General features: G+C 69.7%; 27 protein-coding genes and 1 pseudogene. 5 read left to right on the top strand and 23 right to left on the bottom strand.

Annotated features, from left to right (window positions below):
* Positions 1-9: 9 nt before the first annotated feature.
* From A5697_RS26655 to A5697_RS26645, 3 genes are all read right to left on the bottom strand, one after another.
* Positions 10-240, bottom strand: coding sequence for a ferredoxin family protein (locus tag A5697_RS26655; RefSeq protein ID WP_067265113.1), 231 nt, complete (start codon positions 238-240; stop codon positions 10-12).
* On the bottom strand, positions 237-971 hold the full coding sequence (locus A5697_RS26650) for a GntR family transcriptional regulator (RefSeq protein WP_067944672.1): 735 nt from the start codon (positions 969-971) through the stop codon (positions 237-239). The genes A5697_RS26655 and A5697_RS26650 overlap by 4 nt, the downstream gene beginning before the upstream one ends.
* Positions 972-1,094: 123 nt before the next feature.
* The gene (locus tag A5697_RS26645; RefSeq protein WP_156673465.1) at positions 1,095-2,354 is read right to left on the bottom strand and encodes an MFS transporter; all 1,260 of its coding nucleotides are present in this window, start codon (positions 2,352-2,354) and stop codon (positions 1,095-1,097) included.
* A gap of 287 nt (positions 2,355-2,641) precedes the next feature.
* Between A5697_RS26645 and A5697_RS26640 the strand changes: the two genes are divergently transcribed.
* The gene (locus tag A5697_RS26640) at positions 2,642-3,418 is read left to right on the top strand and encodes a hypothetical protein (protein ID WP_067944673.1); all 777 of its coding nucleotides are present in this window, start codon (positions 2,642-2,644) and stop codon (positions 3,416-3,418) included.
* 4 nt (positions 3,419-3,422) lie between these two features.
* Entirely contained in the window at positions 3,423-4,091 is a 669-nt protein-coding gene (locus A5697_RS26635; protein ID WP_067944674.1) for a response regulator transcription factor, read from the top strand.
* Here A5697_RS26635 and A5697_RS26630 read toward each other — a convergent pair.
* The 8 genes from A5697_RS26630 to A5697_RS26600 all read right to left on the bottom strand — a co-directional run bounded on the left by A5697_RS26630 (position 4,073) and on the right by A5697_RS26600 (position 11,709).
* Positions 4,073-5,494, bottom strand: coding sequence for a HAMP domain-containing sensor histidine kinase (locus A5697_RS26630; RefSeq protein WP_067944675.1), 1,422 nt, complete (start codon positions 5,492-5,494; stop codon positions 4,073-4,075). The genes A5697_RS26635 and A5697_RS26630 overlap by 19 nt on opposite strands.
* A 117-nt stretch (positions 5,495-5,611) precedes the next feature.
* On the bottom strand, positions 5,612-5,749 hold the full coding sequence (locus A5697_RS27920; protein ID WP_156673464.1) for a hypothetical protein: 138 nt from the start codon (positions 5,747-5,749) through the stop codon (positions 5,612-5,614).
* Between the two features lie 75 nt (positions 5,750-5,824).
* Positions 5,825-8,671 carry an aminotransferase class I/II-fold pyridoxal phosphate-dependent enzyme gene (locus A5697_RS26625; protein WP_068012739.1) on the bottom strand — a complete coding sequence of 949 codons (2,847 nt, stop codon included), beginning with the start codon at positions 8,669-8,671 and terminating at the stop codon, positions 5,825-5,827.
* A gap of 78 nt (positions 8,672-8,749) precedes the next feature.
* On the bottom strand, positions 8,750-9,148 hold the full coding sequence (locus A5697_RS26620; RefSeq protein ID WP_067944677.1) for an antitermination protein NusB: 399 nt from the start codon (positions 9,146-9,148) through the stop codon (positions 8,750-8,752).
* Positions 9,145-9,642 carry a transcription antitermination factor NusB gene (gene nusB / locus A5697_RS26615; protein ID WP_067944678.1) on the bottom strand — a complete coding sequence of 166 codons (498 nt, stop codon included), beginning with the start codon at positions 9,640-9,642 and terminating at the stop codon, positions 9,145-9,147. The genes A5697_RS26620 and nusB overlap by 4 nt, the downstream gene beginning before the upstream one ends.
* Positions 9,639-10,202: an elongation factor P gene (gene efp, locus A5697_RS26610; RefSeq protein WP_007171952.1), complete on the bottom strand. Its 564-nt coding sequence runs from the start codon at positions 10,200-10,202 to the stop codon at positions 9,639-9,641. Before efp ends, nusB begins: the two co-directional genes overlap by 4 nt.
* Positions 10,203-10,318: 116 nt before the next feature.
* On the bottom strand, positions 10,319-10,540 hold the full coding sequence (locus A5697_RS26605) for a hypothetical protein (RefSeq protein ID WP_067944679.1): 222 nt from the start codon (positions 10,538-10,540) through the stop codon (positions 10,319-10,321).
* Between the two features lie 50 nt (positions 10,541-10,590).
* On the bottom strand, positions 10,591-11,709 hold the full coding sequence (locus A5697_RS26600) for a Xaa-Pro peptidase family protein (RefSeq protein ID WP_067944680.1): 1,119 nt from the start codon (positions 11,707-11,709) through the stop codon (positions 10,591-10,593).
* Positions 11,710-11,742: 33 nt separating this feature from the next.
* Here A5697_RS26600 and A5697_RS26595 point away from each other — a divergent pair, with 33 nt between their 5' ends.
* On the top strand, positions 11,743-12,456 hold the full coding sequence (locus A5697_RS26595; RefSeq protein WP_197501126.1) for a B-4DMT family transporter: 714 nt from the start codon (positions 11,743-11,745) through the stop codon (positions 12,454-12,456).
* On the opposite strand, the gene aroQ is transcribed toward A5697_RS26595, so the two are convergent.
* The 10 genes from aroQ to A5697_RS26545 all read right to left on the bottom strand — a co-directional run bounded on the left by aroQ (position 12,453) and on the right by A5697_RS26545 (position 21,904).
* The gene (gene aroQ, locus A5697_RS26590; RefSeq protein ID WP_068012735.1) at positions 12,453-12,899 is read right to left on the bottom strand and encodes a type II 3-dehydroquinate dehydratase; all 447 of its coding nucleotides are present in this window, start codon (positions 12,897-12,899) and stop codon (positions 12,453-12,455) included. The genes A5697_RS26595 and aroQ overlap by 4 nt on opposite strands.
* Positions 12,899-13,981: a 3-dehydroquinate synthase gene (gene aroB, locus A5697_RS26585; protein ID WP_068012733.1), complete on the bottom strand. Its 1,083-nt coding sequence runs from the start codon at positions 13,979-13,981 to the stop codon at positions 12,899-12,901. Before aroB ends, aroQ begins: the two co-directional genes overlap by 1 nt.
* A complete protein-coding gene (locus A5697_RS26580) occupies positions 13,978-14,514 on the bottom strand; it encodes a shikimate kinase (RefSeq protein ID WP_068012731.1) in 537 nt (178 codons plus the stop codon). Before A5697_RS26580 ends, aroB begins: the two co-directional genes overlap by 4 nt.
* Positions 14,514-15,719 (bottom strand): chorismate synthase, encoded by a 1,206-nt coding sequence (aroC, locus tag A5697_RS26575; protein WP_068012730.1) that lies wholly within the window; start codon positions 15,717-15,719, stop codon positions 14,514-14,516. The genes A5697_RS26580 and aroC overlap by 1 nt, the downstream gene beginning before the upstream one ends.
* 32 nt (positions 15,720-15,751) lie before the next feature.
* On the bottom strand, positions 15,752-16,189 hold the full coding sequence (locus A5697_RS26570) for an A24 family peptidase (protein WP_067944686.1): 438 nt from the start codon (positions 16,187-16,189) through the stop codon (positions 15,752-15,754).
* A gap of 11 nt (positions 16,190-16,200) precedes the next feature.
* Entirely contained in the window at positions 16,201-17,019 is an 819-nt protein-coding gene (locus A5697_RS26565; RefSeq protein ID WP_197501128.1) for a shikimate dehydrogenase, read from the bottom strand.
* Positions 17,006-18,247, bottom strand: a complete 1,242-nt coding sequence (mltG, locus tag A5697_RS26560; RefSeq protein WP_068012727.1) for an endolytic transglycosylase MltG — start codon at positions 18,245-18,247, stop codon at positions 17,006-17,008. The genes A5697_RS26565 and mltG overlap by 14 nt, the downstream gene beginning before the upstream one ends.
* A complete protein-coding gene (gene ruvX / locus A5697_RS26555; RefSeq protein WP_068012725.1) occupies positions 18,240-18,737 on the bottom strand; it encodes a Holliday junction resolvase RuvX in 498 nt (165 codons plus the stop codon). The genes mltG and ruvX overlap by 8 nt, the downstream gene beginning before the upstream one ends.
* Positions 18,738-21,431, bottom strand: a complete 2,694-nt coding sequence (gene alaS / locus A5697_RS26550; RefSeq protein ID WP_068012723.1) for an alanine--tRNA ligase — start codon at positions 21,429-21,431, stop codon at positions 18,738-18,740.
* Between the two features lie 83 nt (positions 21,432-21,514).
* Entirely contained in the window at positions 21,515-21,904 is a 390-nt protein-coding gene (locus tag A5697_RS26545) for a secondary thiamine-phosphate synthase enzyme YjbQ (RefSeq protein WP_197501127.1), read from the bottom strand.
* Between the two features lie 169 nt (positions 21,905-22,073).
* Between A5697_RS26545 and A5697_RS26540 the strand changes: the two genes are divergently transcribed.
* Complete coding sequence (locus A5697_RS26540) at positions 22,074-22,697, top strand: hypothetical protein (RefSeq protein ID WP_068012721.1); 624 nt, start codon at positions 22,074-22,076, stop codon at positions 22,695-22,697.
* Positions 22,698-22,775: 78 nt separating this feature from the next.
* Here A5697_RS26540 and A5697_RS26535 read toward each other — a convergent pair whose 3' ends face one another.
* Both A5697_RS26535 and A5697_RS26530 read right to left on the bottom strand, forming a co-directional pair.
* Positions 22,776-23,111 (bottom strand): hypothetical protein, encoded by a 336-nt coding sequence (locus tag A5697_RS26535; RefSeq protein ID WP_068012719.1) that lies wholly within the window; start codon positions 23,109-23,111, stop codon positions 22,776-22,778.
* Positions 23,111-24,472, bottom strand: a complete 1,362-nt coding sequence (locus A5697_RS26530; RefSeq protein WP_068012717.1) for a replication-associated recombination protein A — start codon at positions 24,470-24,472, stop codon at positions 23,111-23,113. The genes A5697_RS26535 and A5697_RS26530 overlap by 1 nt, the downstream gene beginning before the upstream one ends.
* Positions 24,473-24,636: 164 nt before the next feature.
* On the opposite strand from A5697_RS26530, the pseudogene A5697_RS28845 reads away from it, so the two are divergent.
* Positions 24,637-24,704 (top strand): annotated as a pseudogene (locus tag A5697_RS28845) (hypothetical protein); the annotation flags it as partial.

Here is a 24,704-nt window from a genome sequence, read left to right as displayed (position 1 = left end):
TCTTCGGGTTCAGCGGAGCAGATAGGGCATGTTGACCGTGACGGCGCCGGTCGGACAGCGAGCCGCGCAGGGTCCGCAGTACCAGCACTCGTCGACATGCATGTACGCCTTGCCGGTGTCGGGGTTGATGGCCAGCGCGTCCAGCGGGCAGACCTCGACGCACAGGGTGCAGCCATCGATACACAACGACTCGTCGATCGTCACCGGCACGTCGGCCCGGGTGTTGTGGATCAACGTCATGTGTCGCTCCTTATCAGGCTGCCTCGCATGGTGATTCGATCGCCACGCATCCGGATGTACTCCAAATCGACGGGGGTTCCGTCGGCGAGACTGGTGACCCGCTCCAACATGAGCAGCGCCGCGCCGTCGGGCACCTGCAGGGTGGCCGCGGAGTGCGCGTCGGCCGGGATGGCCTCCAGCGCCAGGGCCGCAGAACCAAGCCGCTGACCGCTGACCTCTTCGATGAGCGCGAACAAGTCGTTGGTCTCGAGCGGATGGCCCAGCACCCGGGCCCCGATATCCGGTGTCAGATAGGTCAGGTCCAGGCTGAGCGGCAGGTCGCCGAGGTAGCGCAATCGCTCGATGAACACCGCCTGCTCGCCCGGTTGCAGCCGCAACCGGCGGGCCACCGACGGCGGCGCGGTGACGGGCATCGCGGCGCGAACCTCGTTGCGCACCTCGCCGAGGTTCTTGAACGTTTCCTTCAGGCCGAGCAGCGTGTCCAGGCCGTGCTCGTATTTGCGCTGGGCGACGTGCGTGCCGACCTTGGGTCCGCGGTCGATCAGCCCCTCGTGCTTGAGCACGGCAAGCGCCTCGCGGATGGTGTTGCGCGACACCAGGAATTCGGTCGCTAGCTGTTGCTCGGCCGGCAAGCCGTCGGGGTAGGCGTCGGCGTGGATCTGCTGGCGCAACACGTCGGCCACCCGGCGGGCGCGATCGGCCCGGGGTCCGCTGCTGATCGGTTGTGCCACGCGGCCACGCTAACCCAGCTCACGGGCGTTTTTTGGGCGCGCGATGCGGGTGCGCGACGCCCCCTCGGCGCATTGCGCCGGGCGTCGTTCGACGGCGACCAGCAGAAATGGCGGCCCGCGGGGTCATTGCGCCACCCCGGCGACGACCTCCTCTTTCCAATCCCCGTGAGCGGAACCGCCTCCGGCGTCCGGGCCGGCCGGCCGGGTGGGCACCAGGGGGACGGCCGCCAAGGGGAACAGCGCGCAAAGCGCCCAGGCGGGCGGGTATTCGGCTGCGGCGATCAGCGCGCCGAAAAGTGGCGGCCCCGCGGCGGCCACCAGCCGCTGAGTGGTGTTCTGCACCCCCAGCGCGCGCCCGCTCCAGAATGGGCCGGCGAACTCGGTGATGGCGGTGGCCTCGAGCCCATTGTCGAGCATCGCGATCACCGCGATGGCGACCATGAGCAACACGTCGTAGCCCGAGCCGGCGCCGTCGGTGAGGGCGAGCAGGAACAGCGCCAGCGCGGCGGCGATGGCGATGCTGCGGACCGGCCGCATCCGCGAGCCGGCGCGATCCGACCACCGCCCGACCGCGATTCGCCCCACCGCGCCCAACAGCTGACACATGGTGACCAGACCGCCTGCCGCCGCGACCGACCAGCCATGGCGATTCATCAGCCACACGAGCATGAACGTCACGGTCACCGTTTGCGGCATCATCAGCAGGGCGCCCACCGCATGAATCCGCCACAGCACGAACGACCCGCGATACGGGCTCGCCAATTCCGTGTGGGTGGCTGCCCGGCGGGATTTCCGCGGCGGGTCGACGATACCCAGCGCACTGGCCGCTGCCGCCAGCGTGCACATCAGCGCGAGGAACATCAGCCCCGAACGGGGGCCGCGCTCAGCCAGCTCCGGGATCACCAACGCGCCCAACGCGATCCCCAACGGCTGCGCAGTCTGGCGGATTCCCATCGCCAGGCCCCGTTGGTGCGACGGGAACCACGCGGACACCAGCCGCCCACCGGCGGTGTTACAGCTGGCCGCGGCCATCCCGCCGAGAAAGAGGAAGACCCCGATGGCCACCATCGAATGGGCCGACGCCGCGGCGTAGGCCGCGGCCGCCGTGAGCGCCGAGCCCGCCGTCAGCACCAGCCGCTCGCCGACGCGGTCCAGCACCCAGCCCCAGAGCACTAGCGTCATCACCATCCCCCAGCTCGGCATCGACGACACCAGGCCGGCTTCGGTCAACGGGATGCCGCGGCGCGCCTGCAGCGACGGGATCAGGAACGCAACGCCATTGATGAACAGGAACGACGTTGCCGTCACGCCCAAGGAGACGACCATGACCGACCAGCGCGCACCCGCGCCCAGTTGACTCGCGCTACCGGCCCCGGAAAGCATGTAGACCATCGTGACACGACGTTCATCCGGCGCTTGACGCCGAGAGCGCTGTAACTTATTGCCCGCTAAGGCAATTGACATCCAGGACTCAGCTTTCACGCGCTGGCCGCCGTGGCCTCAACTGCGAACTGCTTTGTGCACCCTGATGTTTGGCATCTCGACGGGACGGCCATCCGAGACGGCGATTCATAGTGTGGACACAGTGGTTTCTTATCCGCGCGCTCAGCGATTTCTCAGCGCGACTACCCTAGGAATGCATCAACGACGACAGCGGAAGATGACTGTGGATGAGTGACGTTTCGCGGCAAGCGTTGACCAAAGTGCCTGCGGTCACCCTGGGCTTCTGGATCATCAAGATCTTGGCGACCACGTTGGGCGAGACGGGCGGCGACACCGTCACGATGACGCTGAACTGGGGCTACGCGGCCGGGGTCGCCCTCTTCGGGGTCGCGCTGGTGGTGCTGGTCGCCGCTCAGATCTTCGCCAAGCGCTTCCATGCGAGCCTGTACTGGGCGACGATCGTGGCCTCGACGACATTCGGCACGACGCTGGCCGACTTCGCCGACCGATCGCTCGGCATCGGCTACACCGGCGGGTCGCTCTTGCTCCTGGGTTGCCTGCTGGCCACCTTGGGCCTGTGGCGTTGGTCGGAGGGCACCGTGTCGGTCACCACCGTCTCGACGCCGAAAGTCGAGGCCTTCTATTGGGCAACCATCACGTTCTCGCAGACCCTGGGCACCGCGCTGGGCGACTGGCTCGCCGACACGCGCGGATTCGGTTACGAGCGCGGGGCGTTGGTGTTCGCCGCCGGCCTTGCCGTGGTCATCGGGCTCTACTATTGGACCGCCTTATCCCGTGTCGCCTTGTTCTGGGTCGCGTTCATCCTGACCCGTCCACTGGGCGCGACGATCGGCGACTTCATCGACAAGCCGGTCGCCGACGGCGGCCTCAACCTGAGCCGCCCGCTGGCCTCGGCCGTGCTCGCGGCGATCATCGTGGCGTTGATCGTCGTCCTGCCGCAGCGTCCGGGACACCACCCGGGCGCGGCCCACGAAGAGGCGTAATCGCATGAGAGTCCTTCTCGTCGAGGACGAAGCGCGGCTGTCGGCCACCCTCGCTCGGGGGCTGAAGGCGGAGGGATTCGTCGTCGTGGCCGTGGGCACCGGCGTCGACGGCCTACGGGAGGCGGTCGACACCGGCTTCGACGTGGTGATCCTCGACATCATGCTGCCCGGCCACAGCGGATACGAGGTGCTGCGCCGAATGCGGGCGCAGAACGTCTGGACGCCGGTCCTGATGCTCACCGCCAAGGACGGCGAGTACGACGAAACCGACGCCTTCGACCTCGGAGCCGACGACTACCTGACCAAACCGTTCTCGTTTCGGGTGCTGGTGGCGCGGCTGCGCGCGCTGATGCGCCGCGGTGTGCCGGAGCGGCCCGCGGTGCTGACCGCGGGGTCGCTGCGCCTGGACCCCGCGCGGCACACCGTGCACCGTGACTCAACCCCGATCGCGTTGACCCCCAGGGAATTCGGGGTGCTCGAATTCCTCATGCGCAACAAGGACATGGTCGTGACCAAGGCCGAGATACTGCACAACGTGTGGGATGCGCACTACCGCGGTCCCGACAACGTGGTCGAGGTTTACGTAGGGTATCTGCGCCGCAAGATCGATATTCCCTTCGGCACCAACACAATCGAAACGATTCGGGGCGTCGGCTACCGGCTGCTGTGCTGAGGGTCGCCCAGCGGCAGGGACACCACCATCCGGGTTCCGCCGCCCGGCCGGTCCTCGATGGTGACCGAGCCGCCGTGAGCGCCGACCACCTCGGCGACGATCGCGAGCCCCAGACCCGCTCCCCCGCCGCTGCGGGCACGGTCGGTATCCAGGCGCACGAAGCGCTCGAACACCCGGGCCCGGTCACCCGGGCCGATCCCCGGGCCGTCATCGCTGACGGTAACGATCGCCGTCCCGTCAACGCTGCCGACTTCCACGGCGACACGCGAAGTGGCATGGCGGACAGCGTTTTCCACCAGGTTGCGGATCATCCGCGAGATGGCCATCGGGTCGCCGATGCACCGCACCGGGCCGATGTCGGTGTCGATCGCGCAGCTTGCCTCGCGTCGCGCGCGGGCGACCTCGACGTCGGCGATCTCATCGAGGGCGAGTACTTCCGTGCGCCGCACCAGGCTCTGCTCGTCGGCGCGGGCCAGCAGCAGCAGGTCTTCAATCAGCGCGTGCATGCGTTGTGCTTCGGGAAGCAGGGTGTTGACCGCCAACTCGGCGTCGAGCAGATCTGGGTGGGCCTCGGCGACTTCCAGTCCGGAGATGATGGTGGCCAGTGGACTACGGAGTTCGTGCGACGCGTCGCCGATGAAACGCTGTTGCGCGCGGTGGCCCGCCTCGATACGGGACAGCATCCGGTTCATGGTCACCGCCAGGGCCGCGATCTCGTCGCGGCCGTTGGGCACCGGTACCCGCTCGGCGAGATCGGAGGTCGAGATCTCGGCCACGTGCGCGCGGATCGCGTCCACCGATCGCAGCGACCGGCGAACCAGCAGGAACGTCGCGACCGCCGCCCCCGCGATGACGACGGGCGCGCCGGCCGCCAGCAGCAGGGCGACGGTCCGCGCGGTCTCCTCGACCGCCTGGCTTCCCCCTCCCACGATCACCGCGTAATCCCCGGCCGCGGTGGCGACCCGCTGACCGCTGACGCGCATGTCGTCACCCGCCACCGCGTCGTCCGACAGGCCCCGACGCAGAGCGGCGCCGAAGGTGGTGACGGGCACCAGCGATGTGCGCGGCGCGGAGCGCGACCGCTTCACCACCGTGCCGTCCGCGGCAACCACCTGGACGGCGACCACCCGTTGGTCGGTGCTGAAGAGGGCGTTGTCGAGGCCGGCCGGCGGCTCGGTCTGCAGCGCCTTCGCCAGGTCGCGAACCCTTTCGGCGGCGGCATAATCGACGCCCACCAGTAGCGACCGATACAGGAACGCGTCCAGCGCTGCGCCGGCCAGAAGGAGCGCACAGAGCACCACCATCGCCGACACGGCGGCCGAGCGGGCGGCGATGCCCCAGTGCGGGAGACGACGCAACTGCACACTCCCGATTCTGCAGGGCCGCACACCGCCGGGAAACACCGAGCTCAGCGCGCTTCTCAGCGGCTTCTCAGCGATCGGCTCCTAGGCTGACACCGTCATGAGAGGTACCGCACGCCCGGCGCGTCACAAGAACCGCGCGACGACACGAATGCTGGTCTACGCCGCCATCGCCGTCGGCTCGGGGCTGGTGGCAGCGGCGCCCGCGGGCGCCGGCTCGAGCCCGTTCAGCACCCTCAGCTGCAGCTGTCCGGAGACTGCGCCGGGCGGCAGCCCGGTCCGGAGCGACGAGATCACCCGAGGGATCCGGGCAGGCGAACTCGGCTGGCCGCCACCTGCACCACAAACGCCTGCCCCGCCGCGTCCCTAGCCTCAGGCGCCTTCGCTGACGGCTCGCGCGGCGCGGTCGCCGTTGCCGTTCATGCCCGAGGCATCCGACGGCAACTCGAACGAGGGATACGCGGTACCGACGGCCGCCAGCGCCGCGTTCCGCTGGGCCTCCATCCGCGCCAGCGCCGCCTCGGTGAACACCGACAGCCCCAGGTCGGGGTTGTAGCCGTGGATCTCCTTCACGTCGAGCTGGGCCAGGAAGTAGATGATCTCCTTGGACACCACTTGACCGGGGACCAACACCGGGAAGCCCGGCGGGTAGGGCACCACGAACGTGGTGGACACCAGCGTCTTGCCCTCCGCCAACCGCCGGCCCGCCATGCCGATCAGCACGTGCTCGCGATCGGACTCCTCGTAGCCGGCGTAGAAGGCCGACCGCATGTCGCCGAAGATGCACGCGTCCACCGGCCGGAAGGCCACGTCGAACTCGCTGAAGTCGGGCAGGTGCGGCAGGTCCTGCGTGATCTCCTCGACGTGGCGCTCCTGTAACGCCCGGTCGGCGACGCTGGCGGCGTTCTCGGCGCGGTCGAAATCGATTGCCACCCTGCGCAATACGTCAAGCAGATAATGCACGCTCGACCACGTCACACCGATGGTGAAGATCAACAGCACGCTGTTGATCGACGTCTTGTTGATCTGGATGCCGAATCGGTCCATCAGGATCTTCTCGCGGAAGTCATATCCGTTCATCCCCGTCTTGCCGACGAACAAGGTCACCCGCGTCGCATCCAGCACGAACTGGTCGGACCGCCACGCCTCGTTCCACTCGGCCAGCGCCCCCTGCCGGACCTGGCGGTAGGAACTCACCGAGGATGCCCGGAACTCCTCGGGCACCAGATCGGACTCGTCGAGGATGCGGAACCACTTGCTGATCAACCGGTCTCGGCGCACCCGGTGGCGAAACACCAACGCCATGTCGTAGGTCTGCCGGACCAGCTGGAAGCCCTCGATGTCGACCTGCCGGCGCGCCAGGTCCAGCGAGGCCAGGAGTTGCTGGTTCGGTGAGGTGGAGGTGTGCGTCAGGAACGCCTCACCGAAGGCGTCGCGGGCCAGCGCGTTGAAATCCTGGTCGCGGACGTGGATCATCGACGCCTGCCGCAGCGCCGACAGCGACTTGTGCGTCGAATGTGTGGCGTACACGCGGACCCGCGCGCGGGCGGGGTCGGGCAACAGCGGGCGGTCGACCCACTCCGACCGATCGACACCTTCCATCGATGCCGCCCAATCCCGGTATTCGGCAGCGTATTCCGGCGATGCCAGCATCTGCTCGACGCGCTCGGCCGACACCATCGCCGTCCGCTGCCGGGCCCAGGGCACGGCCGTGGCGAACGCGTACCACGCCTCGTCCCACAGGAAGCAGATGTCCGGCTTGATGGCCAGCACCTCCAGCATGACCTGCAGCGGGTTGTAGACCACGCCGTCGAAGGTGCAGTTGGTCAGCAGCAGCATGCGCACCCGGTCCAGCTGACCGGCCGCCTCCAGATCCAGCAGCGTCTGCTTGATCGTGCGCAGCGACACCGCCCCGTAAATCGCGAACTGCGGCAACGGATAAGCGTCCAGGTACAGCGGGTACGCGCCGGCCAGCACCAGCCCGTAGTGATGCGACTTATGGCAGTTGCGGTCGATCAGCACGATGTCGCCCGGCCGGGTCAGGGACTGGACGACGATCTTGTTGGCGGTGGACGTCCCGTTGGTGACGAAATACGTGTGGTCGGAATTCCACGTGTGCGCGGCCTTGTCCATCGCCTTCTTGATGTTGCCGTGCGGGTCGAGCAGCGAGTCCAGGCCACCGGAGGTGGTCGAGGTCTCGGCCATGAAGATGTTGCGGCCGTAGAACTCGCCCATGTCCTGCAACGACTTCGAGTTGAAGATGCTGGCGCCGCGCGCGACCGGCAGCGCGTGGAATTGGCCGACCGGTGCCGCCGCGTACGCCCGCAGCGCATCGAAAAACGGTGTGGCGTAACGGTTTCGAAGCCCGGCGAGAACGGTGCTGTGCAGGTCGGTGACGTCGTTGAGCCGGTAGAACGTCCGGTCGTACACGTCGGGCTCGGTGTCATCGCCCGCCGCGATGGACTCGTCGGTGAGCAGATACAGGTCGATGTGGGGCCGCAACTCGCGGATCCACTCGCCGCACTCCACCCAGTCGTTGGCGCGGTCGGGAATGACGTCACCCGCGTCCTCGTTGGGCCCCAGCAGGGTGTTCATCAGCGGCAGCCGGTCCCGGGACCGCAGCGGCAGGTCGTCGCGGATGATCGCGGCCTGGATCTCGCCGTTGAGGGCGACCGCGGTAATGGCGTCTTCGACGCTGGGCACCACCAGGATCTCGAACTGCACATCGTCGGACGGGTTTCGCAGGTCCCGCAGGCATTCGGCCAGGCAGTCCGGGGCTGTCGCGGGCGCGTCGTCGGCGAGCAGGACGGTGTAGAACTGCTGCTGTTTGGCCTGGGCCACCAGCTCCTGGTCGGCAAGCGGCGCCGAGGTGTCGAAAAGCCCTGCGCGGTCGCCGTATTCGCTCAGCAGCCGGACCGCCATGGAAACCTCTTCGGTGAGCCGCACCGTGGACAGGCTCTCGAGGTGCGCGCGGAAGGTCGCCAGGTTGGCCGCGCCGGGGTACAGCCAGTACCGCTCGTAGGCGGCGATGCGGTCCATCAGGCGTTTCACCCGGGCCACGTCGTGGGTCTTGTCGAGCCCGGCCAGGTCGACCTCGGCGAGGTGGCGGCACGCGTCGTCGAGCAGATTCCACGTGTCGACGCGGGCGTAGGACGGGTTGGCCACCGCCGCCAGCGCGGAGACGCGGAGTCGTCGCGGCTGGGTGGTGTATCGAGTCATGACCTCACCTGTTCTTCTGAGCGACTTGTATTCTCACCCCGCCGCGCTGCCCACGTGATCGTTTCGCGTGAGCTCTCCTCAGCTGTTCAGCTCGTCGTCACCCTCTTCGGCGTCCAGGATGCGCCGGTTCGCCCGCGTGCTGTCCACCCAGCGTAGGACCGGAAGTTCCCAGCGGCGGGCCGGCAACTCGGTGACGTCGGACAGCGATCGCACCACGGACTGCGTGAGTCCCATGATCGCGGCCATCACGGGCAGCAGCGGCTGCAGCGGCCGCGCGGCGGTGCGGACCGTGCTGATGCGGCGGGCCACGATCAGCCGCTCGACGCAGTGATACAACCAGGCGCCCACCGCGAGCGCGTAGATCGACAGCGCCGACGCGACGATTGTCCAGCCGAAGGCGGCGCAGACCACCGCACCGAGCACCACCGTCGCGGCGAGCAACCCCGCGACGACGGCGCGCAGCTCCAGCCGCGTCACGCCTGGCGTTCCTCGGTTTCCGGCGCGCCGGCCGCACTCGAACGAACCGCCGCCGCGGCCGCCCGGATCTGCGGCGTCACCAGCATGACCTGGCCCAGCACGCCGTTGACGAAGGCCGGCGAGTCGTCGGTGGACAGCTCCTTGGCCAGCTGCACGGCCTCGTCCACGGCTACCGGCTCCGGGACGTCGTCGGCGTAGAGCAGCTCCCACACCGCGACCCGCAGGATGGCGCGATCGACGGCGGGCAGCCGGTCCAGCGTCCAGCCCTGCAGGTGCGAGCTGATCAGGTCGTCGATGTGGGCGGCGTGCTCGCCGACACCGCGGGCGGCCGCGACCGTGTACGGCTGCAGCGGCGCCACCTCCGAGTTCGCCGCGGCCAGCGTGGCGCGCCCGTCGACGACCTCGGCCGGCCCCATCCCGCGGGCCTCCGCCTCGAACAACAGGTCGACGGCACGCTTGCGGGCCTGATGGCGCCCCCTGACGGGCCTGCTCACGCGTTGACGCGCCCCAAATAGCTGCCGTCGCGCGTGTCCACCTTCAGCTTGTCGCCGGTGTTGATGAACAGCGGCACCTGGATCTCCGCCCCCGTCTCCACGGTGGCGGGCTTCGTGCCGGCGCTGGACCGGTCGCCCTGCAGGCCCGGTTCGGTGTGGGTGACCTCCATCTCGACCGACACCGGCAGCTCGATGTACAGCGGGGCCCCGTTGTGGAAGGCGACCTGCACCGGCAGCCCCTCGAGCAGGAACCGGGCGGCGTCGCCGACCAGCGACTCCGGCAGCGGGTGCTGCTCGTAGTCCTGGCTGTCCATGAATACGAAGTCTGAGCCGTCGCGGTACAGGTAGGTGGTGTCGCGCCGGTCGACGGTGGCCGTCTCCACCTTCACGCCGGCGTTGTACGTCTTGTCGACGACCTTGCCGGAAAGCACGTTCTTCAGCTTGGTGCGCACGAAAGCCGGGCCCTTGCCCGGTTTGACGTGCTGGAACTCGACGATCTGCCAGAGCTGGCCGTCGATCACCAGCACCAGTCCGTTCTTGAAATCGGCGGTGCTTGCCACGGTTCGGTGTATCTCCTAGAGGATGGACAGTCGGTCGCGACCTGTCTGCAATTTGTCGGTCAGTCTAAAGCGCGGCGCGGCCGACGCCCGCGCGTCGGGTGGCGGGAAGCTCCGCGTTAAGGGCCGGTCTCGGCCGGCTCGCTCGGCGCGGGCCGCAGGGGCTTGATCATCGTCAAGAAGGGGACGTTGAGCTTTTTCCCGCCGGAAAACGGCACCGGGATGGGGATATACACGATGTCGATCTCCAGCCGCAGCTCCCGCAGGGGTTGCGCGTCCAGCTCCCACCGAAAATCCCGTAGGCGCGCCAGCCCACGTTCGATTGGCTCCACCCCATTCACGCCACCCGACTTTACCCCGGCGGCCCGGCCGACTGAACCGCGCGGTTCGTCTAGGCGAGAACCGCCAACTCCTTGGGAAACCGGGTGAGCAACTCCGGCGCCTGCCCGCGGGTCGCCGCCGCCTCGCCGGGCACGACCAGGGTGTCCTCGATGCGCACGCCGCCGCGACCCGGCAGGTAGACGCCCGGCTCGACGGTCACCACCGAGCCGGCCAGCAGCGTGCCGGTCGACGTGGCCCCGATCCCCGGCGCCTCGTGGATCTGCAACCCCACTCCGTGCCCCAGCCCGTGGCCGAACTGCTCGCCGTAGCCCGCGTCGACGATGAGCTGGCGCGCCGCGCCGTCGACGTCGCGCAGGTTGGCGCCCGCCCGCAACGCCTCCCGCCCGGCCCGCTGGGCGTCGGCGACCAGCTGGTAGATCTCCCGCTGCCAGTCGGCGGCCTTGCCGAGCACGAAGGTGCGGGTCATGTCGGAGTGATAGCCGGCCACCAGCGCGCCGAAGTCGATCTTGACGAAATCCCCGGCCGCGAGCGCGGCGTCGGTGGGGCGGTGATGCGGGATCGCCGAATTCGGCCCGGCGGCGACGATGGTCTCGAACGAGATCGCGTCGGCGCCGTGGTCGAGCATCAGCGCCTCGAGCTCGCGGCTCACCTCGCGTTCGGTTCGTCCGGGCCGCAGGCCGCCGCGCTCCACCAGCTCGGCGAGGGCGGCGTCGGCCGCCTCGCAGGCCAGCCGCAGCAGCGCCACCTCGCCGTCGTCTTTGACCTCGCGCAGCGCCTCGACGGTCCCGGCGGCCCGCACCAGCTCGGTGGCGGCCTTGCGTTCGCCGAGTTCGCTGGTCAGGACGTCGAAGGCGTCGACGGTGACCACGTTGCTCTCGAAGCCCAGCTTCCCGACGCCGTCGTCGGCGGCCCGGCCGACCAGGTGGCGCCCGAGGGCGCGTTCGATGGCGATCTCGATCCCCGGCGCCTGCTCCGCGGCCTGGGTGCGATACCGGCCGTCGGTGGCCAGTACCGGGCCGCGGTCGTCGGCGAAAACCAGCAACGCGCCGTTCGATCCGGTGAAACCGGACAGGTAGCGCACGTTGTTCAGGTCGCTGACCAGCATCGCGTCGAGTCCACCGGCCCGGATTTGCGCCTTCAGGTTGTCCCGGCGCTGAGAATGTGTCACGACCCTTGACGGTACTCGCTACGCTGATTGCCCATGAGGTCCTGGATGCTGCGCGGATTGGTCTACGCCGCGGCGATGGTAATCGTTCGCTTGTTCCAAGGCGCGTTGATAAACGCGTGGCAGACGCAGGCCGGGCTTTTTAGCGTGGTGCTGCTGCTTTTGTTCATCATCGGCGTAGCCGTGTGGGGGGTGCTCGACGGCCGGGCCGACGCGAAAGCGAACCCCGACCCGGACCGGCGGGGCGACCTGGCGATGACCTGGCTGCTGGCCGGCCTGGTGGCCGGCGTCCTGTCCGGAGCCGTGTCCTGGCTCATCGCGCTGGTGTACAACGGCCTCTACACCGGCGGCCTGATCAACGAGTTGACCACGTTCGCGGCGTTCACCGCCCTGTGCGTGTTCCTGCCCGGGATCATCGGCGTCACCATCGGCCGCTGGCGCGTCGACCGCAATCCGCCGCCCCGCAGGCCGGGAACGGACGAGGAGCGGGCCGACACGGATGTGTTCTCCGCGGTGCGCGCTGACGACGCGCCGACCGGGGAGATCCCCACGGCTGGAGCGCAGCACGAGGAGCGGACCGCGGCGGTCGCCACGGCCGAGCGGGACGCCCCGACCGAAACGATGGGCACCACCGAACGCGAGGCACCGACCGAGACGATCGCCAAGAGCGAGTCCGAGCCCAAAACCGAGGTGATCCGCAAGGCCGGCGACGAGCCGACCACACCGGGCAACGAGCCCGGCAAGGGCTAACCCGTGGCGGCTTCCGCCAGGTAGCGCAGGGCGAGCAGGTAGCCCTGGATTCCCAGCCCGACGATTACCCCCGTCGCGACCGGGCTGAGGTACGAGTGGCGCCGAAAGTCTTCGCGGGCATGCACGTTGGAGATGTGCACCTCGATCAGGGGCCCGCGCAACTCGGCGCACGCGTCGCGCAGCGCGACCGAGGTGTGGGTCAGGCCGCCGGCGTTGAGGATCACCGGTTCGCCCGCGTCGGCGGCCGAATGGATCCAGTCCAGCAGTTGCGCTTCGTTGTCGCTCTGGCGCACAACGGCTTTCAGGCCGAGCGCGGCGGCCTCCCGCTCGATCAGCGCGGCGAGTTGATCGTGCGTGGTGTCCCCGTACACCTCGGGCTCGCGGCGGCCCAGCCGGCCCAGGTTCGGGCCGTTGATGACTTGCACGGTGACGGTGGTGGCCATCAGGCGTCCCCTTCGTCGGACAGCCCGGCGTAAGCCGCCGCCAGCAGCGACGGGTCGGGGCCGGCCAGCCGCCCCGGCTTGGCCAGCCCGTCGAGCACCACGAACCTCAGCACCCCGGCGCGCGACTTCTTGTCCTGGGCCATGTATTCCAGCAGTTGCGGCAACGCGTCGGGGTCGTAGCCGACCGGCAGGCCGAGCGCCGACAGGACGGTGCGGTGGCGCTGCGCGGTCGCGTCGTCGAGCCGGCCGGCCAGCCTGGCCAGCTCCGCGGCGAACACCAGGCCCACCGACACCGCGGCGCCGTGGCGCCACTCGTAGCGCTCCCGGCGCTCGATCGCATGCGCCAATGTGTGGCCATAGTTCAGGATTTCGCGCAGCTCCGACTCCTTCTCGTCGGCGGCGACGACCTGCGCCTTGACGGCGATCGAGCGCCGGATCAGCTCCGGAAGCACGTCGCCGGTGGGGTCGACGGCGGCCTGCGGGTCGGCCTCGATGAGATCGAGGATCACCGGGTCGGCGATGAAGCCGGCCTTGACCACCTCGGCCATCCCGGCGACGAGTTCGTTGTGCGGCAACGTTTCCAGGGTCGCCAGGTCGACCAGCACCGCCAGCGGCTGATGAAACGCGCCCACCAGGTTCTTGCCCGCGTCGGTGTTGATGCCCGTCTTGCCGCCGACGGCCGCGTCGACCATGCCGAGCAGCGTGGTGGGAATGTGGACGATGTCGACGCCGCGCAGCCAAGTGGCCGCCGCGAACCCGGCGACGTCGGTGGCGGCGCCGCCGCCGAGGCTGACCAACGCGTCTTTGCGGTCAATCCCGATGCGGCCCAGGACTTCCCAGAGGAATCCGACGACGGGTAGGTCCTTTCCGGCCTCGGCGTCGGGGATTTCGATGCGGTGCGCGTCGACGCCCTTGTCCGCCAGGCGGCTTCGGATCGCTTCTGCGGTTTGCGCGAGCGCCGGTTGGTGCACGACGGCCACCCGGTGCCGGTCGCAGAGCAGTTCGACCAGCTGGTCGCCCAGGTCGGTCCCGATGATCACCGGGTACGGCGGGTCGACGGCCACCTGCACGGTGTGGGTCATGTCGCCGCCTCCGCGTGGGCGTTGTCCGGGGTCTGCAGCCGGGACACGATGTAGCGCACGACCGCCCCGGGATTGCGGCGATTGGTGTCGACGCGGATCGTCGAAACGCGCCGGTACAGCGGGACCCGCTCGGCCATCAGCGCCTTGTATTTCTCGGCGCGGTCCGGGCCGGCGAGCAGCGGCCGCACGGCGCTGCCGCCGGTGCGCCGCACGCCCTCGTTGGCGCCGATCTCCAAGTAGATGACGGTGTGGCCGGCGAGCGCCGAACAGACCCCCGGGCTGGTGACGGCCCCACCGCCGAGCGACAACACGCCGTCATGGTCGGCCAACGCGGCGCGCACCGCGCCCTCCTCGATGCGGCGGAACTCCTGCTCTCCGTCCGTGGCGAAGATGTCGGCGATGCTGCGCCCGGTCTGCTGCTCGATCGCCGCATCGGTGTCCAGGAACCCGACGCCCAGCGCCTTGGCCAGGCGCCGCCCGATCGTGGACTTGCCCGATCCCGGCAACCCGACGAGTACCGCCCTGGGCGCCATCAGGCGGTACCCCGGGCGGCCGGCGCTTCCCGGTCGGCGACCGCGCGCCGATACGCCTCGATGTTGCGGCAGGTTTCGGTGAGCGAATCGCCGCCGAACTTCTCCAGCGCCGCCCGGGCCAGCACGAGCGCCACCATGGCCTCGACGACGACGCCGGCGGCCGGGACCGCGCACACGTCCGAGCGCTGGTGGATGGCGACGGCCTCGTCGCCGGTCGCCATGTCGACGGTGGCCAGCGCCCGCGGCACGGTGGAGATGGGCTTCATCGCGGCGCGCACCCGCAGCGGCTGCCCGTTGGTCATGCCGCCCTCCAGCCCGCCCGCGCGGTTGGTCGAGCGGACCACGCCGTCGGGTCCGGGATACATCTCGTCGTGGGCGCGGCTGCCGCGGCGGCGGGCCGTTTCGAAGCCGTCGCCGATCTCCACGCCCTTGATGGCCTGGATGCCCATCACCGCGGCGGCGAGCTGGCTGTCGAGCCGGTTGTCGCCGCTGGTGAACGAACCCAGCCCGACCGGCAGGCCCACGGCCACCACCTCGACCACGCCGCCAAGGGTGTCGCCGTCCTTCTTGGCCGCCTCGATCTCGGCGATCATCGCTTCTTCGGCGCCCTTGTCGAAGGCGCGTACCGGGCTGTCGTCGATCGCGGGCAGGTCCTCCGGGCGCGGCGGCGGGCCGTCGTAGGGCGCCGACGGACCGATCGCGATCACGTGCGAAAGCACCTCGACACCCAGCGCCTGGCGCAGGAAGGACCGCGCGACGGTGCCGACCGCGACGCGGGCGGCGGTTTCCCGGGCGCTGGCCCGCTCCAGCACGGGCCGGGCGTCGTCGAAGCCGTACTTGAGCATGCCCGCGTAATCGGCGTGGCCGGGCCGCGGCCGGGTGAGCGGTTCGTTGCGCGCGACATTGGCCAGTTCCGCCGGGTCGACCGGGTCGGCGGCCATCACGGTCTCCCACTTGGGCCACTCGGTGTTGCCGATCTCGATGGCGATGGGGCCGCCCAGCGTGATGCCGTGGCGCACCCCGGACAGCACGGTCACCGCGTCGCGCTCGAACTTCATCCGCGCGCCGCGGCCGTAACCGAGCCGCCGGCGGGCCAACTGGTCGCCGATATCGGTCGAGTTGACCTCGACGCCGGCGACCATGCCCTCGAGCATGGCCACCAACGCACGACCATGCGACTCCCCGGCGGTGATCCAACGCAACACCCGATCATCTTCCCATGTGCGCCCGGGCGGGCTTAAATCCCGAGGGCCAGGCCGATTGCGGCGGCGGTGGCCGCGCACATCGACGGGCCGTGCGGCACACGCGCGGAGCACGCGCGGCCGAGAAGCCGGCCGAGCAGGCCCCACGACACGGTCAGCAGCGGCGCCGCGAGCGCCGCCAAGAACCACACCCCGGCGCCGAAGCAGCCGGCCAGCGCGCCCAGGCCGATCGCGAGCTTGACGTCTCCCGCTCCCATTCCCGCCGGGGCCAGGGAGTGCACCAGCAGATAGACCGCGGTCAACGCCGTCGCCCCCGCGACGGCGGGCCAGCCGCGCCCGGCCACGGCGGCCGCCAGCAGGATCATCGCCGCCCCGGGCAGCGTCAGCAGGTTGGGCAACCGGCGCTCGCGGATGTCGTAACCGCTCAACACCGCCAGCCAGACCAGCACGGCGACCGCCGCCGTCACCCCCATGCCGCGGGACGCTAGCCCAAGGCGGCGGCCATGGCCTCTCGCGGCGCCGGCAGGCCTGTGAATAGCTCGACCTGGGTGAAGGCCTGATGCAGCAGCATCTGCAGGCCGCTGATCACGCGGCCGCCGGCGGCGGCCACGGCGGCGGCCAGCGGCGTGGGCCACGGGTCGTAGACGGCGTCCAGCAGCACCGGGATGGCCGCGAAGGTGTCCGCATACCGCGCCCCGACCTCCGCGGGGATCGTGCTGACCAGCACCCCCGCGCCGGCCACCGCGGCGGGCAGCTCGTCGCTGTCCAGCCCCAGGAACCGCGTCGGCACCCCGATTTCCGTGCCGAGATCCACCAGCCGGGCGGCCTTGTCCGGATCGCGCGCGACGACGGTAATGGCGGTGACACCCAGCTGGGCCAGCCCCAGCACGGCCGCCGGCGCGGTCCCACCCGACCCGCACACCAGCGCAGGCCCGGCCGCTTCCACTTCTGCCGCCAGCGCTCCCGCTACGCCGTCGATGTCAGTGTTGTCGGCCCGCCAGCCCGCCGGCGTGCGGACGAGCGTGTTGGCCGACCCCACCCGCTCGGCGCGTTCGGTGCGCTCGTCGGCGAACCGCAACGCGGCGAATTTGCCCGGCATGGTCACCGACACCCCGACCCACTCGGGCCCGAACCCGCCCACCACCGCGGGCAGCTGCCCGGCGTCGCACTCGATGCGCTCGTAGGTCCAGTCGTGCAGCCCCAGCGCCCGGTAGGCGGCCAGGTGCAGTTGCGGGGATTTCGAGTGGGCGATCGGCTTGCCGAGCACCGCCGCTTTTCGGGGTGCGCCGTCAGCGCGCGCTATCGAGGACACCGTTGCGCTTAGCCAGCTCGATGTTGGCCAGATGCTGCTGATAATCCTTGGTGAACAGCGTCGTTCCCTGGGCATCGATGGTGACGAAGTACAACCAGTCACCGGGCTCGGGATGCTCGGCGGCGTGCAGGGCGTCGACCCCGGGCGAACAGATCGCGGTCGCCGGCAACCCCTGCGACACGTAGGTGTTCCACGGCGTCTTCTGGGCCCGGTCGGCGTCGGTGGTGGCCACTTCCCGGCGGTCCAGCGGATAGTTGACCGTCGAGTCGAATTCCAGCGTGTGGTGTGCGTGCAGGCGGTTGTAGATGACCTGCGCGACCTTCGCGAAGTCCTGCGACTTGGATTCCTGCTCCACCAGCGACGCCACCACCAGGATGTCGTAGGGCGACAGGCCCATGGCCTGGGCGGTGTCCACCAACCCCGACTTCATGTACTCCACGGCGCCGGTGCTGATCAGGCCGGACAGGATCGTCTCGGCCGACGTGGAGGGGTCGACGTTGAAGGTTCCCGGCGCGATCAGCCCCTCGATCCGGCGATGGTCCTTGCCGAGCTCGGTGAACGGCTCGAGCGCCCACGGCGGCACCGCCAGCGCGGCGGGTGTGCTATTGGTCGCCGCCGCCCGCAGCTCCTCCACCGCGACGCAGTGCTGGTTGCCGTCCAGGGTGACGCAGGTGGCGCGGGAGATCAGCGTCAGGATGCCCGGTGTCACCTTGTTGGTCTTCATGTCGGTGGTGTCGTCGAGTTGGCGGCCCTCCGGGATGACCAGCCGGCCCACCCGGCTGTTGGGGTCGGCCAGCCGCTCGACGGCGTTGGCCGCCGGGATCTCGGTGCGCATCCGGTAGAAGCCGGGCTGGATCGACGAGATCTTGGTGTTGCCGTGCGCGGCGTTGACGAATGCCCGGACCGTCTTGGTCACCTGCTCGTGCTGCAGCGTCTCCCCGACCATGGTGGTCGAGTCGCCGTCCTTGATCTGAATCACGATGTCGCGCTTGCCGTTTCCGGTGTAGTCGTCGTCGACCCCGAACATCGTGTGCCACAGCCTGGCGCCGACGAAGACCCCGACCAGCACGACGACGGCGACGACCGCGACCACGATCGTGCCGGCGAGCCGCCGCCGGCGGCGCCCCCGCTCGGCCCGATTGCGGGCCACGCGGCCGCCTTTGCGCGACGGGCCGACCGCTTCGGGTTCGGCCCGTTCACGCCGTGCGCTGTCAACCATCGGTGGACTCCCCCGCGGTCAGGGTGGCTCGGCGTTGGTCGAGCCAGCTCTGCAGGATGGCCACCGCGGCCGCCTGGTCGATCACTGCCCGTTGCTCCCTGGCGCGGACGCCGGCCGCGCGCAGCGATCGCTGCGCGCTGACGGTGGTCAGGCGCTCGTCGGCCAGCCGCACCGGTGTGGGGGCGATGCGCTGGGCCAGTTCGCCGGCCAGCTCCATCGCGTCGACCGCCGACGGGCCGGTGCGGTCGGCCAGTGTCCGCGGCAGCCCGACGACCACCTCGACCACCCCGAGCTCCGCGGCCAGCTCGGCCAGCCGCCGCACGTGTTTGCCGGAGCGGTCGCGGCGCACGGTTTCCACCGGGGTGGCCAGGATGCCGTCGGGGTCGCTGCAGGCGACGCCGATGCGCACGCTGCCGACGTCGATGCCGAGACGCCGTCCCCGGCCAGGGTCGCCGGGCCGGTCGGGCAAGCGATGCTCTGTGGAAACCACTCAGCCGACCCGCGCTATCTCAGAGCGGACGGCCTCGAGCGCGGCGTCGATGCGGGTCGGGTCCTTTCCGGAACCCTGCGCCAGATCGGGCTTGCCCCCGCCGCGGCCGTCGACGGTCGCGGCCAGCTGCTTGATCAGGTCGTTGGCGCGGATGCCGAGCTCTTGGGCGGCCGGGTTGGCGGCGATCGCGTACGGCACGGTGCCGCCCTCGCCCTCCGCGATCAGCGCCACCACGGCGGGGTCGCTGCCCAGCTTGCCGCGGATGTCGCCCACCAGGGAACGCAGGTCGCCTGCCGTCATCCCCGCGGACATCCGTTGCGCCACCACACGGACGTTACCGATACGCTCCGCGCCGGCCGCGGCGTTGGTCGCGGCGGCGCGCGCACCGGCCAGCCGAGCGCGTTCGAGCTCCTTCTCGGCGGCCTTGAGCCGCTCCACCAGGCCGGCCACCCGCGCGGGCACCTCGTCGGAGGGCACCTTCAGCGACGACGCCAGTCCCGCCATCAGGGCGCGTTCCTTGGCCAGGTGGCGGAACGAGTCCAGCCCGACGTAGGCCTCGACCCGGCGGACCCCGGAACCGACCGACGATTCGCCGAGGATGGTCACCGGCCCGATCTGCGCCGAGTTGTGCACGTGGGTCCCACCGCAGAGCTCGAGCGAGAACGGGCCGCCGATCTCCACCACCCGCACCTGTTCCGGGTAGCTCTCGCCGAATAGCGCGACCGCCCCCATGGCCTTGGCCTTCTCGAGTTGCTCGGTGAAGGTGTGCACCTCGAAGTCGGCCTGGACGGCCTCGTTGGTGACCTCTTCGATCTGGGTGCGCTGCTCGTCGGACAGCGAACCCTGCCAGTTGAAGTCGAAACGCAGGTAACCGGGGCGGTTCAGCGATCCCGCCTGAACGGCGTTGGGCCCCAGCACCTGTCGCAGCGCGGCGTGCACCATGTGGGTGCCCGAGTGCCCCTGGGTGGCGCCCCGGCGCCATTCCGGGTCGACCGCCGCGACGACGGTGTCGCCCTCCACGAATTCGCCGGATTCGACGTTGACCCGGTGCACCCAAAGGGTTTTGGCGATCTTCTGCACGTCGGTGACCGCCGCCCGGGCGCACTCTGAGGCTCCCGTCCCGCTGATGGTGCCCTCGTCGGCGATCTGCCCGCCGGATTCGGCGTAGAGCGGCGTGCGGTCCAGCACGAGTTCGACCTGATGGGAGCCATCGGTGCCGTGGGTGACCACCGGTACCCGCTTCCCGTCGACGAAGATACCCAGAATCCTTGCCTCGGAAGCCAGTTCGTCGAAGCCGGTGAATTCGGTGGGGCCGGCGTCGACCAGCTCGCGGTAGGCGCTCAGGTCCGCGTGCGCGTGCTTGCGCGCGGCGGCGTCCGCCTTGGCCCGGCGGCGCTGTTCGGCCATCAGCTCCCGGAAGCCGATCTCGTCCACCTGCAGGCCGGCCTCGGAGGCCATCTCCAGGGTCAGCTCGATCGGGAACCCGTAGGTGTCGTGCAACGTAAAGGCGTCTGAGCCGGAAATCGCTTTCTTACCAGACGCTTTCGTGGTGCCGGCCACGTCGTCGAACAGCTTCGAGCCGGCCGCCAGCGTGCGGTTGAACGCGGCCTCCTCGGCGACGGCGATGCGCCTGATCCGGTCGAAGTCGGCGACCAGTTCGGGATACGACGGCCCCATCGCGTCGCGCACGGTGGCCATCAGCTCGCCGACGATCGGGCCTTCGATGTCGAGCAGCTTGGCCGATCGGATCACCCGGCGCAGCAGCCGGCGCAGCACGTACCCGCGCCCGTCGTTGCCGGGAGTGACGCCGTCGCCGATCAGGATCGCCGCGGTGCGGCTGTGGTCGGCGATGACCCGGTAACGCACGTCGTCTTCGTGGTTGCCGGCGTCGTACCCGCGCGGGGCGCGGGCGGCCACGGCATCGATGACGGGCCTCAGCAGATCGGTCTCGTAGACGTTGTGCACGCCCTGCAGGATGAAGGCGACCCGCTCGACGCCCATGCCGGTGTCAATGTTTTTGCGCGGCAACGGCCCCAGGATTTCGAAGTCGGTTTTGCCGGTGCCCTCGCCGCGTTCGTTCTGCATGAACACGAGATTCCAGATCTCGATGTAACGGTCTTCGTTGGCCACCGGGCCGCCGCCGATGCCGAACTCCTCGCCGCGGTCGTAGTAGATCTCCGACGACGGGCCACACGGACCGGGGATTCCCATGGACCAGTAGTTGTCTTCCATGCCGCGGCGCTGGATCCGCTCGGCCGGCAGCCCGGCGATCTCCTGCCACAGCTGCACGGCCTCGTCGTCGTCGAAATAGACCGTCGTCCAGATTCTTTCGGGATCCAGCCCGTAGCCGCCCTTGGACACCGGATTGGTCAGCAGGGTCCACGCCAGCTCGATGGCGTGGCGCTTGAAGTAGTCGCCGAACGAGAAGTTGCCGGCCATCTGGAAGAAGGTGTTGTGCCGGGTGGTGATGCCGACTTCGTCGATGTCGGGCGTGCGGATGCACTTCTGGATGCTGGTGGCCGTCGAGTACGGCGGTGTGCGCGCGCCCAGGAAGTACGGCACGAACTGGACCATGCCGGCGTTGACGAAGAGCAGGTTGGGGTCGTCGAGGATCACCGATGCGCTGGGCACCTCGGTGTGACCCGCCTTCACGAAGTGATCAAGAAATCGCTTCCTGATCTCGTGTGTCTGCACTTCTGGTCCGCTTCTTCCTGTTTGCTTTTTCTGCGTGGACGTCTATTCCAGCGTATTCGCCGGAATAGCTGGCTACCGGGCCGCTAACCCTCCAGAAAGCTCAACCGCACCGAGCGGTGCGGGTTGTCCCGGTTCAGGTCGACCAGCACGATGCTTTGCCACGTGCCCAGCATCGGCTCGCCGGCGGAGACCGGCACCGTCACCGACGGCGCGACCAGCGCCGGCATCACGTGGTCGGCGCCGTGGCCCGGGGAGCCATGCGAGTGCCGGTAGCGGTCGTCGCGCGGCAGCAGCCGCTCCAGCGTGTCGACGAGGTCGTCGTCGGAGCCGGCCCCGGTCTCGATGATGGCGACGCCCGCCGTCGCGTGCGGGACGAACACGTTGCACAAGCCGTCGCCCCGCGACCAGCAGAAGCCCCGTACCGCCTCGGTCAGATCGACGATGCGGCGCCGTGTCGTGTCCACGTCGAGCACATCGGTATGCATCCGAACCAGCCTACGGCGCACCTGTTGCGACCAGCCAATCGTTTGTGATCGCGACCACATCAAGGCATTGCGGCGCGCAACGGGCAGGAGGAAGGTAACTGGTGGGGCCGGTGGCCCACCGGGCCCCTTGGTACCAGCCCAACTGAGGAGGTCGGCCGTGTACGCACGCTCCACCACCATCCAGGCGCAACCCTTATCGGTAGACATCGGCATCGCGCAAATTCGCGACATCGTCATGCCGGCCCTCACGGAGATCGACGGGTGTGTCGGACTGTCGCTGTTGGTCGACCGGCAGTCCGGAACCTGCATCGCCACCAGCTCGTGGGACAGCATCGACGCCATGCGCGCCAGCGCCGAACGGGTCGCGCCGATTCGCGATCAGGCCGCGCTGATGTTCGACGGGAGCGCGCGGGTCGAGGAGTGGGACATCGCTTTGCTGCACCGCGACCATCCGTCCCGTCCGGGGGCATGCGTGCGGGCCACCTGGCTCAAGGTGGTGCCGGATCAGCTCAGCCGATCGCTGGACTTCTACCGGTCCTCGGTGCTGCCGGAGATGGAGGATCTCGACGGCTTCTGCAGCGCCAGCCTGCTGGTCGACCATCCCGCGTGCCGGCGGGCGGTGTCCTGCTCGACGTTCGACTCGATGGACGCCATGGGCCGCAACCGCGACCGCGCCACCGAACTGCGCAGCAGGCGGGTGCGGGAGCTGGGCGCCGAGGTCGTTGACGTCGCCGAATTCGAGCTGGCGATCGCCCACCTGCGGGTGCCCGAGCTGGTCTAGCGCGGGGTTTTGCTCGCCGAGTGTGCGGCCAGCCGCACAGCGAGCGCTGAGTGTGCGGCTCGCCGCACGCTCGACGCGCTACGGCAGGGCGTCGCCCGGGAAGCCGCGGCAGGGGTGCACCTCGAAGGTGAAGACGCCGCTCGCCACACCCGGGTCGTCGGCCATGATGGCGGCGGCGTCGTCGACCGTGGCCGCGAACACCGCGACACCGCACACGTCGGAGCCGTCGGTGACCGGCAACACGATCGGCATGACGCCGGCGTCGCGCAGCCCGAAATTGCGGCGCCCGTGCTCCCAGACGGTCCCCGGGGTGGTGTCCTCGCCGAAGCGCGGCCCCTGCTTGAGGATGACGACGCTGTAGGGCTTGGTGGTGGCCAGCAGTCGGCCCATTTCCTCGTCAGTGAAGGTTTTCATCACCGTCCCCGCTTCCTGCGGATGATCGCCCGCAACCGTTCCAGCCGCCCGGCCATCTCCCGCTCGCCGCCGCGGCCGGTCGGCCGGTAGTAGTCCACGCCCACCAGCTCGTCCGGCGGATACTGCTGGGCGACGACGCCGTCGGGATCGTTGTGCGAGTACTGGTAGCCCTGCGCGTGTCCCAGCGCTGCCGCGCCCGAATAGTGCCCATCGCGCAGATGGGGCGGCACCAGGCCGGCTTTGCCCGCCCTGACGTCGTCCATCGCGGCCGCCAGCGCGGTGGTAACGGAGTTCGACTTGGGCGCGGTGGCCAGGTGGATGGTGGCGTGCGCCAGCGTCAGCTGCGCCTCGGGCATGCCGATCAGCTGCACGGTCTGGGCGGCCGCCACCGCGATCTGCAGCGCGCTCGGATCGGCCATGCCGATGTCCTCGCTGGCCAGGATCATCAGCCGGCGCGCGAGGAACCGCGGGTCCTCGCCCGCGACGAGCATGCGGGCCAGGTAGTGCAGCGCCGCGTCGACGTCGGAACCGCGCACCGACTTGATGAAGGCGCTGATGACGTCGTAGTGCTGGTCGCCGTCGCGGTCGTAGCGCACCGCGGCCTTGTCCAGCGACTGCTCGATGGTCTCGACGCTGACGGAGTCGCCTGCCGCCTGAGCCGATTCGGCCGCGACCTCCAGCGCGGTCAGCGCCCGGCGGGCGTCGCCGGCGGCCAGCTGCACCAGCAGGTCGACGGCCTCGGGCGAGACCGCGACCCGACCGTCGAGCCCGCGGGGGTCGTCGATCGCCCGCTGCACCACGGTGCGGATGTCGCCGGCGCCCAGCGGGCGCAACTGCAGGATCAGCGACCGGGACAGCAACGGCGCGACGACCGAGAACGACGGGTTCTCGGTGGTCGCCGCCACCAGCAGCACCACCCGGTTCTCCACGGCGGACAGCAGGGCGTCCTGCTGGGTCTTGGAGAAGCGGTGCACCTCGTCGATGAACAGCACCGTCTGCTCCCCGCGCAGGAGCGCGTGCCGTGCCGTGTCTATGACGGCGCGCACGTCCTTGACGCCGGCCGACAGCGCCGACAGCGCCTCGAACCGGCGGCCGGTGGCCTGGGAGATCAGTGCGGCCAGCGTCGTCTTGCCGCTGCCGGGCGGGCCGTACAGGATGGCCGACGCCACGCCCGAGCCCTCGACCAGGCGGCGCAGCGGCGATCCGGGCGCCAGCAGGTGCTCCTGGCCGACCACCTCGTCCAGCGAGGCCGGCCGCATGCGCACCGCCAGCGGTGCACCGGCCGACACGCCCAGTGCGTGATCGCTTGTCGGCGGCGCGCCGGGCAGGTCAAAAAGACCGTCGGACACGGCTTCAGGCATACCACGAAAACGAATCCGGGCGCCGGGCACTCATCTTTGCTAAGTTCCCGTGTGCGCGTGCCCACAGGTTGAGTCAACAGCTAGGACGGACATGAGCCAGCCTCCCGAGTATCCAGGCACCCCGGCCGATCCCCACGGCAGCGAGCACAACCCTCCGGGCTACCCGCCGCCTGGTCGAGGGCTCGGGCGTGGCGTCGGCCATCCTGTACGGCCCGCCCGGCAGCGGCAAGAC

The sequence above is a fragment of the Mycobacterium sp. E3251 genome (genome assembly GCF_001666835.1).
Taxonomy (GTDB): Bacteria; Actinomycetota; Actinomycetes; order Mycobacteriales; family Mycobacteriaceae; genus Mycobacterium.
Note: the sequence above shows the minus strand (reverse complement) of the source record. Positions and strands in the feature narration are given on the sequence as shown.

Bases quoted from the DNA above. Each gene is read 5' to 3' on its own strand.
- A5697_RS26655 (WP_067265113.1), bottom strand. From the start codon at position 240: ATGACGTTGATCCACAACACCCGGGCCGACGTGCCGGTGACGATCGAC.
- A5697_RS26645 (WP_156673465.1), bottom strand. From the start codon at position 2,354: ATGCTTTCCGGGGCCGGTAGCGCGAGTCAACTGGGCGCGGGTGCGCGC.
- A5697_RS26640 (WP_067944673.1), top strand. From the start codon at position 2,642: ATGAGTGACGTTTCGCGGCAAGCGTTGACCAAAGTGCCTGCGGTCACC.
- A5697_RS26635 (WP_067944674.1), top strand. From the start codon at position 3,423: ATGAGAGTCCTTCTCGTCGAGGACGAAGCGCGGCTGTCGGCCACCCTC.
- A5697_RS26625 (WP_068012739.1), bottom strand. From the start codon at position 8,671: ATGACTCGATACACCACCCAGCCGCGACGACTCCGCGTCTCCGCGCTG.
- A5697_RS26595 (WP_197501126.1), top strand. From the start codon at position 11,743: ATGAGGTCCTGGATGCTGCGCGGATTGGTCTACGCCGCGGCGATGGTA.
- aroQ (WP_068012735.1), bottom strand. From the start codon at position 12,899: ATGGCCACCACCGTCACCGTGCAAGTCATCAACGGCCCGAACCTGGGC.
- aroB (WP_068012733.1), bottom strand. From the start codon at position 13,981: ATGACCCACACCGTGCAGGTGGCCGTCGACCCGCCGTACCCGGTGATC.
- A5697_RS26580 (WP_068012731.1), bottom strand. From the start codon at position 14,514: ATGGCGCCCAGGGCGGTACTCGTCGGGTTGCCGGGATCGGGCAAGTCC.
- A5697_RS26570 (WP_067944686.1), bottom strand. From the start codon at position 16,189: ATGGGGGTGACGGCGGCGGTCGCCGTGCTGGTCTGGCTGGCGGTGTTG.
- mltG (WP_068012727.1), bottom strand. From the start codon at position 18,247: ATGGTTGACAGCGCACGGCGTGAACGGGCCGAACCCGAAGCGGTCGGC.
- A5697_RS26535 (WP_068012719.1), bottom strand. From the start codon at position 23,111: ATGAAAACCTTCACTGACGAGGAAATGGGCCGACTGCTGGCCACCACC.
- A5697_RS26530 (WP_068012717.1), bottom strand. From the start codon at position 24,472: ATGCCTGAAGCCGTGTCCGACGGTCTTTTTGACCTGCCCGGCGCGCCG.